The following is a 15,279-nucleotide window of genomic DNA, read 5'->3' as shown; positions in this document are numbered from 1 at the left end:
CTAGGCATCGGACCTCGTGGACCGGCCCGCGGCCACCGCGTCGGCGTGGACCACCTCGTCGTCGTCACCGGATCCCGCGCGGTCCCCGGCTCCGCGGGGACCGTCCGCGCCGACGTCCTCCAAAGCCGACCCCTCGACGTCCACCGAGGGCAGGATCCGGTCGAGCCAGCGCGGGATCTTCCACGCGTTCTCCCCGAGCAGGAACATCACCGCGGGGATGATCGTCATTCGGACGACGAAGGCGTCGAACAGCACGGCCACGGCCAGCGCGAAGCCCATCACCTTGATGAACTGCTCGTCGATCGTCATGAACGCGGCGAACACGCTGGTCATGATGAGCGCGGCCGCGGTGACCACGCGCGCACCGTGCTTGAAGCCGTTGGACACGGCGTTCTGCGCGGTCTTGCCGTGGACCCAGCCCTCGCGCATGCGGGTGACGAGGAAGACCTGGTAGTCCATCGCGAGGCCGAACACGATGCCGATGAGGATGATCGGCAGGAAGCTGATGATCGGCTGCGGGTCGGAGACGATGCCGCCCCAGCCCTCCTGCCACAGCGCGACGGTGAGGCCGAAGGTGGCGGCCACCGACAGGCCGAAGCCCAGCGCCGCGATGAGCGGCACCCAGATGGAGCGGAACACCAGCATGAGCAGGATGAACGCCAGCGCCAGGACGATGCCGACGTACGGCAGGAGCACCTCGGACAGTCGCTCGGAGATGTCCTCGTAGATCGGGGTGACGCCGGTGACGGAGTAGGTGCCGCCGGTCTGCTCCTCGAACTCGCCGATGCCCGCGCGGATGCTGTCCAGCACCGTGGCGGCCTGCTCGTCTGTCGCCCCGTACTCGGGCGTGATGAGCACCTGAGCGGCGTCGCCGGCCTCGTTGGACTCGATGATCTGCGCGTTGCGGACGCCGTCCACCGCCTGGATGTCCTCGACCGCGGTGGCCCACGCGGCCGGACGCTCCTCCGCCGGGACCTCGAGGGTGTCGACGAGGGCGATCATCGGCGCGTTGCGGCCGGGGCCGAACGCCTCGGCCGTGAGGTCGTACGCGGTGCGGTTGGGGGTGCCGGGCGACATCGTGCCGTCGGACGGCATGGCGAGCCGCAGCTGCGCGGCCGGGATCGCGAGCAGGCCCAGGAGCACCACGGCGACCACGGCGTGCAGGATCGGGTGCTTGCGAACGCGGCGGACCCAGGTCAGGCCCATCGTCGGCTTCTCGTCCTCCGGGTCCGGCGCCTTGACGACCGGGACGCGGGCGCCGAAGACCTTGGTGCCGACGGCGCCGAGGACGGCCGGCAGCAGGGTGATCGCGACGAAGACGGCGATCGCGACGGTCGCGGCGGCGGACAGCGCCATCGCCGTGAGGAACGGGATGTTGATGATCGACAGCGCGGCGAGCGCGATGAGCACGGTCAGGCCGGCGAACACCACGGCGGAACCGGCCTTGCCCACCGCGAGCCCGGCGAGGTGGGCGCGCTCGCGGAACGGGATGGTCTTGAGTTGCTGCGCCAGCTCCCTGGGCTCGAGGTCGTTGCCGCCGATGTGTTTGACGAGCTCGGTGCGGAAGCGCGAGACGATGAACAGGGCGTAGTCGATGCCCACGGCGAGGCCGATCATCGACGCCAGGGTCGGCGTGAAGTTGCTGATCGTGTCCGTGAAGGAGGTGGCGGCGAAGATGCCGGCGATGCCGATGCCCACACCCACCACGCCGACGAGCAGGGGCAGGCCCGCCGCGATGAGCGAGCCGAACGTGATGGTGAGGATGACGGCGGCCACGGCGATACCGATGATCTCGCCGGTCGCGCTGATCTCGGAGGTCTGGAACGCGTTACCCGAGTAGGCGATCGTCAGGCCGTCCTGATGCTCCGCGACGAGGTCGGCGAAGGCCTCGCGGTCCTCGGCCTCGACGTTCATCGTGGTCTCGGCGTCGAACTGCACCTGGAGCGTGCCGGTCGTCCCGTCCTCGCTCAGCGGGCTGAGCGCGGCGAGGTCGGCGTCGATCTGCTCCTGCGGGATGCCCTGCGCGGCCTTGGCCTCGGTCATCTGCTGACGCATGCCCTCGGCGGCCATCACCGGGCTGACGATCGCCTCGGTGCCGGTGAGGAAGTCCAGTTCCCGCACCTCGGCGAGGAAGGCGTCGACGTCCTCCGCGACGGCCGGATCGGTGAGGGTGCTGCCCTCGGGTGCCCGGATGACGACGGTGCCCGTCGGCGCGTCGAGCTGGCTGGGCGAACCCGGGAACCGCTCCTGGATCGCCTCCTGCGTCTCGATCGACTCGAGGCCGGGGATCTCGAAGCTGCTGGTGGTCTGCTGCGACAGGGTGGCGGCGGCCGTGCCCATGCCCGCGATGATGAGCAGCCACGCGACGATGAACCGCCACCTGTGCAGGTAGGCCGACCGGCCGATGCGGTAGAGAAATGACGCCATGCGCTTGGCTCCTCGGGGCGTGGGTGCAACTCGCGAACCCTCGCAGTTTTGCACGGACTCTGCACGATTGCACAGTCTGTGCAAGGTTGTGTGGCGGACGACACCCCGCGCGGTCGTCCCCGGCCGCGGGGGGCGACTCTCCGGGAGGATAGGGTTACCTAACCCCCTGCCGAAGGAGTACGAGTGGCCCGCGATCGCCAGCCCCCCGCCCCGATCGTCCTGACGGTGTTGCGCACCGAGACGGTGACCGCCCACCTGGTCCGGGTGATCCTGGGTGGCGAGGGCTTCGATTCGTTCGCCGCCCGCGCGGACACGGACAGCTACGTCAAGATCGAGCTTCCCCACGCCGGCGAGACGGTCGTGCGGACGTACACCGTGCGGCGATGCGACCCGGTCGCGCGGGAGGTCTGGATCGATTTCGTCGTTCATGGTGACGCCGGAGTGGCCGGCCCGTGGGCGTGCTCGGTCACCCCGGGCACGCAGGTCGCGCTGCGCGGCCCGGGCGGCGGCTACCGTCCGGACCCGGAGGCCGACTTCCACCTGTTGGCCGGGGACGAGACGGCGGTGCCGGCCGTCGCCGCGGCGTTGGAGTCGCTGCCGGAGGACGCCGTGGGCGCGGTGTTCCTGGAGGTCGGGGGCGACGACGACGAGGTCGACCTCGTCGCGCCGGCGGGTGTGGAGGTCACCTGGATCCACCGCGGGACCCCCTCGACGGACGCCGGCCCGGGGCTGATCGACGGCGACGCTCCGCTGGTCGGCGCGGTGCGTGACCTGCCGTGGCCGGGCGGCGACGTGCAGGTCTTCGTCCACGGCGAGGCCGAGACGGTCATGAAGCACCTGCGGCCGTACCTGCGACGCGAGCGCGGCGTGCCCGCCGCCCGGGCGTCGATCTCCGGTTACTGGCGGCGCGGCCGGACCGAGGAGGGCTTCCGCACCTGGAAGCGCGAACTGGCCGAGTCGGAGGAGGGCCCGCAGCCCGTCAGGTGAGTCCGGGCTCATCGTGTCGGGGCGACCCGGTACCCTCATGTGCCAGCACCGTTCACGCATCCGGCCCCTCGCGTACCCACCCGGGAGGCCCAGACGGCACAGACAAGGCATGGCACATGGCATTCACACGCGCGAAGCTGTTCACCGGACTGGTCGCCACCTCGGCTCTCGTCCTCGCAGGTTGCTCGGGCGGCGGTGACGACGCCTCCGGCGATGGTGGCGAGTCCTACCGCATCGGCATCAACCAGCTCGTCCAGCACCCGGCTCTGGACTCGGCCACGGCCGGGTTCAAGGAGGCATTCTCCGAGGCCGGCGTCGAGGTCGAGTTCGACGAGCAGAACGCCAACGGCGAGCAGGCCACCGCGCTGACCATCGCCCAGCAGTTCGCCGCCGACGACCTGGACCTCACCCTCGCGGTGGCCACTCCGGCCGCGCAGGCGATGGCCCAGAACATCATCAACATCCCGCTGCTGTTCACCGCGGTCACCGACCCGGTCTCGGCCGAGCTGGTCGACTCGATGGAGGAGCCGGGCTCCAACGTCACCGGCACCTCGGACGCCGCTCCCATCGAAGAGCAGCTCGAGCTGCTCAAGCAGCTCGTCCCGGACGCCGAGCGTGTCGGCGTCGTGTACGCCTCCGGCGAGGTCAACTCGCAGGTCCAGGTGGACCAGGCCGAGGAGGCCGCCGGTCCGCTGGGGCTGGAGATCGTCACCCAGACCGTCACCACCGTCAACGAGATCCAGCAGGCCGTCGAGGCGCTCGGTGACGTCGACGCGATCTACGTGCCGACCGACAACATGGTCGTGGCCGGCATCGCCTCGCTCGTCCAGGTCGCCGAGGACAAGCAGATCCCGGTGATCGCCGCGGAGGAGGGCACCGTCGAGGGCGGCGCCGTCGCCACCCTGGGCATCGACTACACCGAGCTGGGCCGCCAGACCGGTGAGATGGCGCTGCGCATCCTGCGCGACGGCGAGGACCCGGCCACGATGCCGGTCGAGACCGCGACCGAGTTCACCTACGTGGTCAACGAGGCCGCGGCCGAGCGTCAGGGCGTGACCATCCCCGAGGACATCCTCGCCGAGGCTGATCGCAAGTGATCGGGGCCGTCGAGGTAGGCCTCATCTACGGGGTCATGGCGTTGGGGGTCTTCCTGACCTTCCGCGTCCTCAACTTCCCCGACCTCACCGTCGACGGCAGTTTCACCACCGGCGCCGCCACCGCGGCGATGGGGCTCCTCGCCGGCTGGAACCCGGTGCTCGCGACCCTCGCGGGCTTCGGCACCGGGTTCCTGGCCGGCACGGTCACCGGCCTGCTGCACACCAAGGGTCGGATCGACGGACTACTCGCCGGCATCCTCACCATGATCGCCCTGTGGTCCGTCAACCTGCGGATCATGGACGGGGCCAACGTCCCGCTGCTGCGGCAGGACACGGCGTTCACGCCGCTGCGTGAGGCCGGCATCCTCGGCACCTGGGGCGGCGTCGCCGTCCTCGCGGTGGCCGTCATCCTGCTCGGCCTGGTCGTGTTGTGGTTCCTCACCACCGACCTCGGCCTGTCCATCCGGGCGACCGGTGACAACGGCCCGATGATCGCCTCCTTCGGCGTCTCCACCGACTTCACCAAGACCCTCACGCTGGCCCTGTCCAACGGGTTCGTGGGCATGTGCGGCGCGCTCATCGCGCAGTACTCGGGCTTCGCCGATATCTCGATGGGCATCGGCCTCATCCTCGTCGGCCTGGCGTCGGTCATCCTGGGTCAGGCGATCCTCGGCCAGCGTCGCCTGTGGCTGGCCGTGTTCGCCGTAGTCGTGGGTGCGATCCTCTACCGCCTCATCATCTTCGCGGCGCTCGAGGTGGGCCTGAACCCCAATGACATGAAGGCCATCACCGCCCTGCTCGTGGTCATCGCGCTGCTGCTGCCTCGCTGGAAGTCCGTGGGTGGCCGGTTCGGGCGCAAGCCGACCACCCCGGTCGCGGCCAACGAGCGGGCCGTGGCCGGGGTCGGTGCCGCGGTCGATCCGGGCCCCGGCACGTCCGCCGACGCGGCCGCCACCGGGTCCGCCGCCCCCGGCTCTACCGCCCCCGGCACCAAGGAGGTCTGACGATGCTGTCCGTCACCGGAGTGTCCAAGACCTTCTTCCCGGGCACCGCGAACGAGCGCCGGGCGCTCAACGACCTCACACTGACGCTCGGCGAGGGCGACTTCGTCACCGTGATCGGCTCCAACGGCGCGGGGAAGTCGACCCTGCTCAACGCCGTGTCCGGCAAGCTGCCGGTGGACACCGGTGCGATCGACATCGACGGCGTGCGCGTCAACCGTCTGCCCGACCACAAGCGCGCCAAGTACATCGGCCGCGTGTTCCAGGACCCGCTCGCCGGGACCGCCCCGAACCTCACCATCGAGGAGAACCTGTCGCTGGCGCTGCTCCGCGGTCAGCGTCGCGGTCTCGGGCGTGGGCTGAGCAAGAAGCGGCGCGGGCGGTTCGGCGAGCAGCTCGCCATGCTCGAACTGGGCCTCGAGGACCGTCTCACCGCCAAGGTGGGGCTGCTGTCGGGCGGTCAGCGGCAGGCACTGTCGCTGCTCATGGCGGGCTTCACGCAGCCGCGCATCATGCTGCTCGACGAGCACACCGCGGCCCTCGACCCGCAGCGCGCGGAGCTGGTCACGTCGATCACCGAGCGCATCGTCCGCGAGGGCGGCCTCACCACGCTCATGGTCACGCACAACATGGAGCAGGCCATCCGCCTGGGCAACCGGCTCATCATGATGCACGAGGGCCGGATCGTGTACGAGGCCGATGACGCGACCAAATCCAAGCTCACGGTGCAGGACCTGCTGCGCGAGTTCACCAACATCAAGGGCGCGACCCTGTCGGATCAGGCCTTCCTCGGCTGAGCCACCCGCGTGGAACGCCGACGCCACGCGCCGGCCCACTCCATCGACAAGAGCGTTCCGCACACCCCCACTCGGGAATCGTGTGCGGGACGCTCTTCTCGTCGCGCTGCCCCGCGCCCGCGCCGCTCAGTCACCGGTCGCGCCGGGCACGGCCTCCCAGCCGTCGCCGACTCTGCGCACCAGGCCCATCTGCTCGAATTTCTCGAACCAGCCCGGCGCGGGCCAGCTCCCCCACCGCGCGGCGTAGTGCGCGCCGTTGCGCAGCAGGTCGGTCAGGTGGTCGACCGGCGGATCAGCCACCGGGTGCCACCGGTGGTACGCGTGCGCGCCGGCCACCAGGATCACCGGCACGCGCCGGTGGAGCAGCCTGCGGCCGAAGTCCGTGTCCTCGGCGCCGTACCCGGTGAAGGCCTCGTCGAACCCACCGAAGTCCGCGCGCAACCGGAGCCAGAGGCCCGGCCGCACGGCGAACGACAGCGACCAGAACATCCCGAACTCGTCGGGCTCCAGTCGCCGCGTGCCGCGGGAGGGGAACGGTCGGGCCGGGTGCGGGTTGGTGAACGCGGGCAGGTCGGCCGGATCGGGCGCTCCGGCGGACTCCGGAAGGTAGGTCACCGGCCCGAGTCCCACGGCGCCGTCGGGGATCTCGGAGTACCGCCGACCCAGCTCGGGGCCGGGCATGCAGTCCACGTCGAGGAAGACGATCAGGTCGGCTCCCAGTTCGGCCGCCCGGTCGCCACCGAGGTTGCGGCTGCGGGCGATCGGCAGGTCGGGGCCGGCGGGCAACTCCACGATCTCGACGCCCTCGGCGGAGAGCTCGGCGGCCAGATCCCGACCGCCGGGCCTGTCGGGCAACACCACCACGTGCCGGGCACCGGGCAGGTGCGCGGCCATCGCGCGGCGTTGGGACCTCAGGTGTTCGGCGCGGCCCGGCGTGCAGACCGTCACCACGGCGATCGACGCCGCGGTGGTCATCGCGCCGCTCCGACCGTCGGCTCCGCGGGCCGCTCGACTCCGTTTTCCCGCCCCTCGGCCACCGCCTCGAGGACGCCGGCCAGCCGCTCGGCGGCGCCGTCGACCTCCCACGTCTCGCGCAGCCCGGACCCCGCGCCCGACGAGGAGCGGGCGACCTCGAGGGTGCGCCGGACGGCTCCCACCAGCTGGTCGACCGGGTCATCGCGGCGCACGACCTCGGCCAGGCCCAGCCGGGCGAGGGTCGCGGCGGTGGCGTCCTGCTCGCCGAAGGGCCGTTCCTCCGGTGCCACGACGACGTGCGCGTCGGCGGCGGCGAGGTCGGCGATCGAGCTCTGCCCGGCCGCGCTGATCACCACGTCGGCGCGGCACAGCTCGTCCCACGGGTCGGCCACCCAGCGGCCGCCGGGACCGCCGAGGGAGATCCAGTCGACCTCACCGAGCTCGTCGCGCACGGCGTCCCACCGTCGATCGTGGCCGCCTCCGCCGGAACCGCGCAGGTGCAGTACGCGGGGCCGCTCCCCGTGGCGCTCGCCCGGACGCGGACCGGCGCCCGGGTCCCGACCGGCGAACCGTGAGACGCCGCCGACGGGCACGAGCGGACGCGTGGCCCCGGCGGGCACGGGTGCGCCGGCCGCGCGGGGCCACCCGGCGACCAACGCCGAGCAGACCCCGTGGGCGAGCAGGTGCGGGGCGTCGTCGCGGCGGCCCGGCAGCACGGTGGAGACCACTGGCGTACCGGTGAGCCGGGCGCCGACCGTCACCTCGACGGAGATGTCCGACCAGAACACGGTCGGCGCGTGGCGGTCGATCCACTCGGCGAGCACGGCCATCCGGCGGCGCAACCCGTCGTGGCGCAGCGGGACCCAGTGCAACCGCCCCCCGGCGGTCGGGTCCGGCCCCGCGCCGTCTCCTGACCCGCCGACGTCCAACGGCAGCGAGACGACCCGGACGCGCCCGGGATCGGGAACAGCATCGTCGCGAACGCGGGCGGAGGTGAGGATGGTGACCTCGTCGTCGAGCGCGGCGGCCACCGACAGCGCCCGCTGCACGTGCCCACTGCCGTGGTGGTGGGCGTAGATCCCGATCACGACGCCACGCCCATCAGTAGTGCCCGGAGTCGCTCCTCGAGGGCGTCGATGCGGGCGTCGTGGGAGAACGCGGCGGCAGCGGCGCGGGCGGTCGCGGCCCGGTCGAGGGTGAGCGCGGCCGGGATGCCGGCGGCCAGCGCGGACGCCGGGTCGTCGCCGGGGTCGACGAGGATCACGCCGGGTTGCCCGCGCATGATCTCGCGGATGCCGCCGCGCGCCAGGGCGACGACCGGGGTGCCGCACGCGAGCGCCTCCACGGCGGTCAGTCCGAACGGCTCCTCCCAGCAGGGGGTCACCAGGGCGACGGCCGCGCTCGCGACCAGCGGCACCAGCGCGTCGCGGCCCAGCGGACCGTGGTAGCGCACGAGGTCACCGGCCTCGCTCAGCCGGGGTCCGAGGACGCGCCGCATGTACCGGTCGTCACCGACGCGGCCGGCGAGGTCGAGGGGCATCCCCGCGAGCCGCGCTGCCTCGATTGCCAGGTGCGGGCCCTTCTCGGGCACGATCCGGCCGGTCCACACCGCGCGGGGCGCCGCACCCCGCCGCGAGTCGGACCCGGTCTCCCGGGGCCGCCAGGTCACGAGCTCGACGCCGTTCGGCAGGACGTCGGCCCCCTGCGGGACCCGCCAGGTGCCGAGGACGGATCGGCTCACGGCGAGCACGTGGCCGGTGGCCTCACCGAGCTGGTCGAACGCCTCCTGCATGGGCTCGAGCCGCGGGCAGTGCAGCGTGGTGATCATGGGCGTGCCCATCTCGGCGGCGCGTACGAGCGGGACGTGGCTGAGACTGTGGTTGAGCACCACGTCGTAGCCGGCCACGGCGACGTGGTCCATGAGTCGTTCGAACTCGAGGGAGTCCGCCTCGTAGCCGCCGGGCGGGTAGTAGCTGTCGCCGCGGCCGGCCGCGGTGGCCATGGCGGTGAACTCGAACCGCGGGTCGTGCCCGTCGCTGCCGGTGGCCGCGTACAGGGTCACCCGGTGACCGCGGGCGCGCAGGGCCCGGACCTCCTTGGCCACGACCACTTCGAGCCCACCGGCGTACGGCTCCCGTATGGGGAACCGGGACGGCCCGATCACGGCGATGTCCAGACGCTGCTCGCTACGGTCGTCCACAGCCCCCCTCGTCCTCTCGTGGCACCCGACCGGTCCGGGCGCTGCCAGAACATTGAATAGTGTCCTGTCGGGGGCCCCCGCGCCACCGCTGCGGCACCGGCGGGTCACCCCCGTCGCACCATCCGACCGTCACCAGCCCGCGATGATCCGCTCGAGCCGCACACCGTCGCCGTCGCCTCCCAGGCTGCGGACCCCGACGCCCGCCGCGGCGATCGATTGCGCCACGGGAGGACGCTCGCCCCACTCCTGCTCGCGCGCCAGGGCCCGGGAACTGCGAATGTCCGCGAGGGTGCGCCCCTCGTCGTCGTCCAGGGTCACGCTCCCCTCGGGCGGGCACAGGGCGCGCAGCCGCCGCGCGTCGAGCGCCCCGAGCGCGCAGGGACGGTGGATGTCGACGAGGACGGGGGGACGACGACGAGGACCCGCCCCCGGCGTCCCGGGGAGCCACCACGGGCTGCGCGGGCGGAGGTCCACGCGTGGGTCGTCGGCGAAGAGTTCGGCGATCACGGCGGCGTCGGATGTGGCGGGGTCGACGGTCACCGCGACATCACCCCAGGTGAGCAGGGATGCGCAGGTGGCGGCGGCCGTGCCGGTCCCGCCGAACGCCGGATCGGCGGCGTGGACGTGGACGGCGATCGAGGGCAGCGCGTAGATCCCGCCGGCCGGTCGGGTGAGCGTCGACGCGATGAGCGGGGCCAGGCGAGCGGTCTCGGCGTTCTTCTGGGTGAGGTGGGCTGAGCCGTCGTGGCGGCGGCCGGCGTCGGCGCGGTCGTCCCCGGGTCGCTCGGCCGTGTCGGCGCGGCCGGACCAGTCGAGGCCGTCGTGCCAGGCCACGGCGTCGGGGACGTACAGCAGGTGGCCGCCGGCCTGCTGGCAGCGCCAGGCGAGGTCCCAGTCCTCGCCGCCGTAGCCGACGATGTCTGGATCGAAACCGCCGGCCAGGTCGTAGAGGCGGCGGTGCAGGCCGCACACGGCGGACAGCACGCCGCGCCACAGGTCCTCGCCCCGGGTGAGGTTCGCGGTCTCGGCGTAGTAGGCGGCCGGCCACTCGGGGTCCGGGAGGATCTCGGCGGGCTCCACTTCTTCTGTGGGGTGCGGAAAGCGCCCGTACCGACGCCGCCCCACCACCAGCAGATCGGGTCGGCCCTCCAGCGCCTCGCACATCGCGGCGACGTAACCGGGCCCGGGGACCGTGTCCCCGTCGAGGAAGAGCAGGAGCTCACCGTCGCCGGCCTCCGCACCCAGGTGGCGTGCGGCGGAGGCACGGAAACCGCGATCGTCCTGCCGCACGACGGTGACGTCGGGCGGGACCGTCGGCGGGGTGGGCGAGCCGTCGTCGGCGACGATCACCCGCAGCGTGCCCCGGTGGTCGAGTCCGGTCTGGCCGCGGAGGGCGGCGAGGATCCGGTCGAGCATGCGCTGGTCGCGGTAGTACGGGATGACCACGTCGATGCCGCCGCGCACGGGGACGCTCCGTGTCATGCGAGCCCCCCGGGTCCCGTCGGCCACTGCGCCCACGCCGCGCGGTACGCGCGTCCGAGTTCCTCGATCCCCGGCGGCGGGGGCGGGATGCGTGTGGGCGAGGGATCGCCGAGCAGTCGCCGGAGGTCGCCGGCGAGGTCGGTGCCGTCAGTGATGAGCAGGGAGCCGGGGCGGTCGTGTTCCATCTCGCGGATGTAGTCCGAGTCCCAGACCAGGGGGCGCCGGCCGGCCGCGGCCCACGTGCCGAGCGACCCGGACGCCGACACGTTGCGGAACAGGGCGACGGGCACCGTCACCTCGCCGAGCACGCGGGCGAGGTCCTCGTCGTCGACCCGTCCCGTCACCTCGGCGCGCCCACCGGCGGCGCGGACGGTCTGCAGCGCGGCGTCGACGTAGTCGTCGTGCCCGTCAGCGGGGGCGCCCAACAGCCGTAGAGTTATGTCGGCGTCACCCCCAGCGGCCAGGGCGGCGACGGCCTCGGCGACCATGTCGACGGCCTTGCCCGGGTGCAGGAACCCGAACACCCCGACCGACCGCGCGTCAGGGCTGAGGTCGGCGGGCGGCCCGAGGGCCGGGACCGGCAGCGGGATGACGGCGTCGACGGCGATGCCGGCGTCCGCGCAGAGGCGCCGCTCGTGCTCGGAACTCACCACGACCAGCCCGGCGGCCCGCGCGATGCACTGGTAGGCCCGGGTGCGGCGGCGGCACCGCTCGGCACCCTCCGCGAGCTGGGGCACGTCGTGGAGGGTCACGCTGACGGGCCGGTCCGCGGCGAGTGCCTCCACAGCCGCAGCGGCCTCGTCGGGCGTGCGGCCGAACAGCGGGTCGGTGATGTGCAGGTGCACTGGTCCGCGCCCCCGCCCCGCCAGCGCGGCGGGCACCGCGGCCACCTCCCGGACCTCGAGGACCGGCGTGCCCGCGGCGCGCGCGCTGTCCACGGCGAAGCGGGTCACCCCGTGCTCGGGCGGGCCGAGGGCGATGGTCAGCGGGGCTCCGGGGTCCGGGGCGGGATCCGCGGCGCCGGGGCTCGGAGCGGCGGAGCCCGGGGCCGTCATCGCAGCCCCAGCAGGTCGATGCGGTCGGCGTGGCGGCGCAGGCCCTCCTCGACCACGCCCGGCGTGGCCGTATACCAGGCCAGATGCGCGTCGATGATCTCCCGAGTGCGCACCGGCACGCCGTCGACGAGCCAGTCGCCCGAGGCGGTCCCATCGAATCCGGTCACGCCGAGTGCGCGGGCCGCGGCAGGCTCCACGGGTGCGCGTGTGGAGCCGAGGGGCTCGCGGTCACCTATCCGCGGCGGGTCGGTGAGCACCCCCGCGGGCAGCCGCTCGAGGATGCGCTCGAACACCGTGGCCAGCGTGTGCCGGTCGGGGTGGTTGATCGTGTGCCAGCGCGGGAATACGTCGAGCAGGTCGGAGGCGGTCAGCGTGCCGTGCGCCTGCTCGCGGACCCGCAGCGCCTCGACCGACTCGCGGCCGGCGGTCCGGGCCTGCTCGGCGGTCGGCACGGCCTCGAGCACGCCGCGGTCGCCGGTCGCGGCGGCGAGGATCGTGCGCAGGTCGTGGTACGGCGCGAGGGGCGGGGTCAGCGACCGGTCGCGAGGCGGCCGGACCAGCACCTGGTACGGATGCAGGCCGGCGTAGCGCAGGACGGGGACGAGGACGACCGTCGCCGAGGGCGGCAGATGCGCAGCGAGCTGGCGGTGCCCGAGCGGCAGGTCGCGGTAGTCGTCGCGGACGGGCTGGACGATCAGCACGTCCGTGCGCGCGAGATCGGCATGCAGGCCGGGCAGGTCGGCGGCCGTCATCTCGTACACCGGCCGCACGTCCACGACCCGGACCTCGTCCGAGGAGCGCAGCAGGTCGCGGTAGACGTCGGCCTGGCAGTTGCCGATCACCATGACGGTCGGCCGGTCGGGGGTGCTCACCGCGTCGACAGTAGTAGGCCCCGGGTCACGGCGCCGGGGACGCATGGCACGGTGACGAGGTGAACTCTGGCGCCTCCCCCGCCCCGACGATGCGGGTCCGCTCCGTGCCCGCCGGGCACGACTACGTCCGCCACTCCCTCGGAGGCGCCGCCGACGTCGTCGCGCTCGACGACCCGGTGCTCGACCCTGCCGAACCCTCCCGGTGGTGGCCGCATCCCGCGCTGGAGGCGGCCGAGCGGCCCGAGGTCCTCGACGGCGCCGACCTGGTGCACTTGCACTTCGGGTACGAGCACCGCACGCCCGATCAGGTCGCGGGGTTCGTCTCGGCTCTCCGGGCCCGGGCGATGCCGCTGGTGGTGACCGTCCACGACCTGACCAACCCCCACGAACCGGACCCCGCCGCGCATCTCGAGCGCACCGGTCATCTCGTCCGCGGGGCCTCCGCAGTCCTCACTCTGACCGCCGGCGCCGCCGCGAAGATCCGGGAGCGGTGGGGCGTCGACGCCCGGGTCATCCCGCATCCACGCCTCGTACCGGCCGGGGTCACCGAGCCGCTGCGCCGGGAGCGGGTCGGCGGGCGGTCCCGCCGCACCGTGGGGGTAGTGCTCGGCACCCTGCGGGCGGGCGTCGCGGCCGAGGAACTGCTGCCCGCGCTGGCCGAGGCGCTGCCGCAGGACACCCGGCTGGTCGTGATGATCCGCGCCGACGCCCTCGCCGCGGCCCGTGAGTCCGACCACCCCCGGCACCGGGTCGCGCTGGCGCTGGACCGCCTCGCGGCCCGCCCCGAGGTGGAGGTGCGGCCGCACGGCCACCTGCCGGAGTCCGAGCTGTGCGCCGCGCTCGCCGGGTTCGACGCCCTGGTGCTCCCGCACCGGCACGGGACGCATTCGGGGTGGCTGGAGCTCTGCCGCGACCTGGGCCTGCCGCCCGTCGTCCCCCGCATCGGATGCCTGGTCGAGCAGTGGGGGCACGCCGTCGCCTCGTACGACCCCGCCTCACCCGACGCCGCCGAACTCCGGGAGTCACTGGGCACCGCGCTCGGAGGCCCGCCCGTCCCCGAGCGGGCGCCCGACGCCGAGGACGCCGCCGTCGCGGCCACCCACGCAGCGATCTACCGCGCAGCGCTGGACCTCACCCAGGACGCTGACGCCAGGCATCGTCGTTTGTGACCACTCGCCGCGCGCGGCGTCAGCCCTCCTGCCGGCGGACCATCTCGCCGATCCACTCGGGCACGTACGGCGAGGTGCAGCCGCGCGGCGTCGGGTAGTCCCGCAGCACCCCCAGCCGCTCACCGATCTCCAGCGCCCGCCCGCGCAGCTCCGGGTGGTGGATGCCGATCTGCGCCAGGCAGGTGTTCATCTCCCACTGCAGCCGCTCGTGGGCGTCGGCCATCTCGGCCTCGATCACGTCCAGCAGCGCGGGCAGGTCCAGCCCCTCCGGCTTCTTGACCACGCGGTCGGCGGTGAGCGCCCAGCCGGCGGAGGCCACGACCGGGTCGGCGTCGTCCAACCACGCCACGCGCAGGTCCTCGGCGTGCGGGCCCTTCATCACCACGTAGCCCACCAGCCAGTCGTGGACCTTCCGGGTGCGGGCCTGGCGCAGCATGGCGTCGAGCTCGTCGGCGGAGAGCTCCTTCGGCCGACACACGAGGATCGCCAGCAGCCGCGCGGCCGAGTCGCCGGTCGCCCACAGCTCGACCGCCAGGGGCTGGTTCTTCTTCACCCGCTTGGCCACCGCGCGAAGCTTGGTGAGGTTGACCGCGTGGTCGTCGCCGTGCCGGGCGTTGACCTCCCGGATCCGGGCGTCCTCGAGCCCGGCGAGCTCGGCCATCACCTCGTCGAGCGTCGGCGTTGTCATCGTCGTCATCGTCGTCGTCCTCTCCCTCCCGGGCGCGCCCGCCGCCACGCACGCCGGCCCCCGCCGCGCGGGGCGTCCCTATACTCGCCGGGGTGCGCCTGTGGAGCATCCATCCCGACCTGCTCGACCGCGCCGCGCTCGTCGCCGGGTGGCGCGAGGGGCTCCTGGCCCAGAAGGTACTCCGCGGGCTGACGAAGGGCTATCGCGCGCATCCGCAGCTCGAGCGGTTCCGCACGCTCGCCGACCCGGTCGCGGGGATCGCCACGTGGCTGCACGGTCTCGCCGACGCCGCCGACGCGCGCGGGTATCGGTTCGACCGCACGCGCGTCGTCCTGCCGCCCGGGCCCGAGCGCCTGCCGCTCACCGACGGCCAGCTCGCGCTGGAGTGGGCGCACCTGCGGGCCAAGGTCATCGAGCGCGACCCGCCCTGGCTGGACCGGCTCGTCGCCCCGCGGCCGCACCCGATGTTCGACCTGATCCCGGGCCCGGTGGCGGCCTGGGAGCGCGCTGACCAGCCCGAGGAGTGACC

Annotated in this window: 14 protein-coding genes; 6 read left to right on the top strand and 8 right to left on the bottom strand. The window is 73.3% G+C overall.

Features of this window, described 5'->3' with window-relative positions:
- Window positions 1–2,427 (bottom strand): MMPL family transporter, encoded by a 2,427-nt coding sequence (locus tag DCI01S_RS04705; RefSeq protein ID WP_082767642.1) that lies wholly within the window; start codon window positions 2,425–2,427, stop codon window positions 1–3.
- Between the two features lie 183 nt (window positions 2,428–2,610).
- Between DCI01S_RS04705 and DCI01S_RS04700 the strand changes: the two genes are divergently transcribed.
- From DCI01S_RS04700 to DCI01S_RS04685, 4 genes are all read left to right on the top strand, one after another.
- A complete protein-coding gene (locus tag DCI01S_RS04700; protein WP_174521521.1) occupies window positions 2,611–3,414 on the top strand; it encodes a siderophore-interacting protein in 804 nt (267 codons plus the stop codon).
- A gap of 116 nt (window positions 3,415–3,530) precedes the next feature.
- Window positions 3,531–4,511 carry an ABC transporter substrate-binding protein gene (locus DCI01S_RS04695; protein ID WP_061228171.1) on the top strand — a complete coding sequence of 327 codons (981 nt, stop codon included), beginning with the start codon at window positions 3,531–3,533 and terminating at the stop codon, window positions 4,509–4,511.
- Entirely contained in the window at window positions 4,508–5,515 is a 1,008-nt protein-coding gene (locus tag DCI01S_RS04690) for an ABC transporter permease (RefSeq protein ID WP_061228170.1), read from the top strand. Before DCI01S_RS04695 ends, DCI01S_RS04690 begins: the two co-directional genes overlap by 4 nt.
- A 2-nt stretch (window positions 5,516–5,517) precedes the next feature.
- Window positions 5,518–6,309, top strand: coding sequence for an ABC transporter ATP-binding protein (locus DCI01S_RS04685; protein ID WP_007631559.1), 792 nt, complete (start codon window positions 5,518–5,520; stop codon window positions 6,307–6,309).
- A 126-nt stretch (window positions 6,310–6,435) separates the two neighbouring features.
- Here DCI01S_RS04685 and DCI01S_RS04680 read toward each other — a convergent pair whose 3' ends face one another.
- From DCI01S_RS04680 to DCI01S_RS04655, 6 genes are all read right to left on the bottom strand, one after another.
- On the bottom strand, window positions 6,436–7,284 hold the full coding sequence (locus DCI01S_RS04680) for a glycosyltransferase family 2 protein (RefSeq protein WP_061228169.1): 849 nt from the start codon (window positions 7,282–7,284) through the stop codon (window positions 6,436–6,438).
- Window positions 7,281–8,372: a glycosyltransferase gene (locus tag DCI01S_RS04675; RefSeq protein WP_061228168.1), complete on the bottom strand. Its 1,092-nt coding sequence runs from the start codon at window positions 8,370–8,372 to the stop codon at window positions 7,281–7,283. The genes DCI01S_RS04680 and DCI01S_RS04675 overlap by 4 nt, the downstream gene beginning before the upstream one ends.
- Window positions 8,369–9,484 (bottom strand): glycosyltransferase, encoded by a 1,116-nt coding sequence (locus tag DCI01S_RS04670; RefSeq protein WP_061228167.1) that lies wholly within the window; start codon window positions 9,482–9,484, stop codon window positions 8,369–8,371. Before DCI01S_RS04670 ends, DCI01S_RS04675 begins: the two co-directional genes overlap by 4 nt.
- Before the next feature lie 129 nt (window positions 9,485–9,613).
- Window positions 9,614–10,966, bottom strand: coding sequence for a glycosyltransferase (locus tag DCI01S_RS04665; protein WP_244881650.1), 1,353 nt, complete (start codon window positions 10,964–10,966; stop codon window positions 9,614–9,616).
- The gene (locus tag DCI01S_RS04660; protein WP_061228165.1) at window positions 10,963–12,021 is read right to left on the bottom strand and encodes a glycosyltransferase family protein; all 1,059 of its coding nucleotides are present in this window, start codon (window positions 12,019–12,021) and stop codon (window positions 10,963–10,965) included. The genes DCI01S_RS04665 and DCI01S_RS04660 overlap by 4 nt, the downstream gene beginning before the upstream one ends.
- Window positions 12,018–12,893: a WcbI family polysaccharide biosynthesis putative acetyltransferase gene (locus tag DCI01S_RS04655; protein WP_061228164.1), complete on the bottom strand. Its 876-nt coding sequence runs from the start codon at window positions 12,891–12,893 to the stop codon at window positions 12,018–12,020. The genes DCI01S_RS04660 and DCI01S_RS04655 overlap by 4 nt, the downstream gene beginning before the upstream one ends.
- A gap of 59 nt (window positions 12,894–12,952) precedes the next feature.
- On the opposite strand from DCI01S_RS04655, the gene DCI01S_RS04650 reads away from it, so the two are divergent.
- On the top strand, window positions 12,953–14,062 hold the full coding sequence (locus DCI01S_RS04650) for a glycosyltransferase family protein (protein WP_244881649.1): 1,110 nt from the start codon (window positions 12,953–12,955) through the stop codon (window positions 14,060–14,062).
- Window positions 14,063–14,081: 19 nt separating this feature from the next.
- Here the strand turns inward: DCI01S_RS04650 and DCI01S_RS04645 are convergent, their stop codons facing one another.
- The gene (locus DCI01S_RS04645; protein ID WP_156482545.1) at window positions 14,082–14,759 is read right to left on the bottom strand and encodes a DNA alkylation repair protein; all 678 of its coding nucleotides are present in this window, start codon (window positions 14,757–14,759) and stop codon (window positions 14,082–14,084) included.
- Between the two features lie 83 nt (window positions 14,760–14,842).
- Between DCI01S_RS04645 and DCI01S_RS04640 the strand changes: the two genes are divergently transcribed.
- A complete protein-coding gene (locus tag DCI01S_RS04640) occupies window positions 14,843–15,277 on the top strand; it encodes a pyrimidine dimer DNA glycosylase/endonuclease V (protein ID WP_061228163.1) in 435 nt (144 codons plus the stop codon).
- The last annotated feature ends 2 nt before the right edge of the window (window positions 15,278–15,279 follow it).

Source organism: Dietzia cinnamea NBRC 102147, from assembly GCF_001571065.1.
Taxonomy (GTDB): domain Bacteria; phylum Actinomycetota; class Actinomycetes; order Mycobacteriales; family Mycobacteriaceae; genus Dietzia; species Dietzia cinnamea.
The sequence above is the reverse complement of the archived record's forward strand: the minus strand, read 5'-3'. Positions and strand labels throughout refer to the sequence as shown.

Coding starts and splice junctions, on each gene's coding strand:
- DCI01S_RS04680 (WP_061228169.1), bottom strand. CDS start 7,284: ATGACCACCGCGGCGTCGATCGCCGTGGTGACGGTCTGCACGCCGGGC.
- DCI01S_RS04695 (WP_061228171.1), top strand. CDS start 3,531: ATGGCATTCACACGCGCGAAGCTGTTCACCGGACTGGTCGCCACCTCG.
- DCI01S_RS04645 (WP_156482545.1), bottom strand. CDS start 14,759: ATGACGACGATGACAACGCCGACGCTCGACGAGGTGATGGCCGAGCTC.
- DCI01S_RS04685 (WP_007631559.1), top strand. CDS start 5,518: ATGCTGTCCGTCACCGGAGTGTCCAAGACCTTCTTCCCGGGCACCGCG.
- DCI01S_RS04660 (WP_061228165.1), bottom strand. CDS start 12,021: ATGACGGCCCCGGGCTCCGCCGCTCCGAGCCCCGGCGCCGCGGATCCC.
- DCI01S_RS04665 (WP_244881650.1), bottom strand. CDS start 10,966: ATGACACGGAGCGTCCCCGTGCGCGGCGGCATCGACGTGGTCATCCCG.
- DCI01S_RS04705 (WP_082767642.1), bottom strand. CDS start 2,427: ATGGCGTCATTTCTCTACCGCATCGGCCGGTCGGCCTACCTGCACAGG.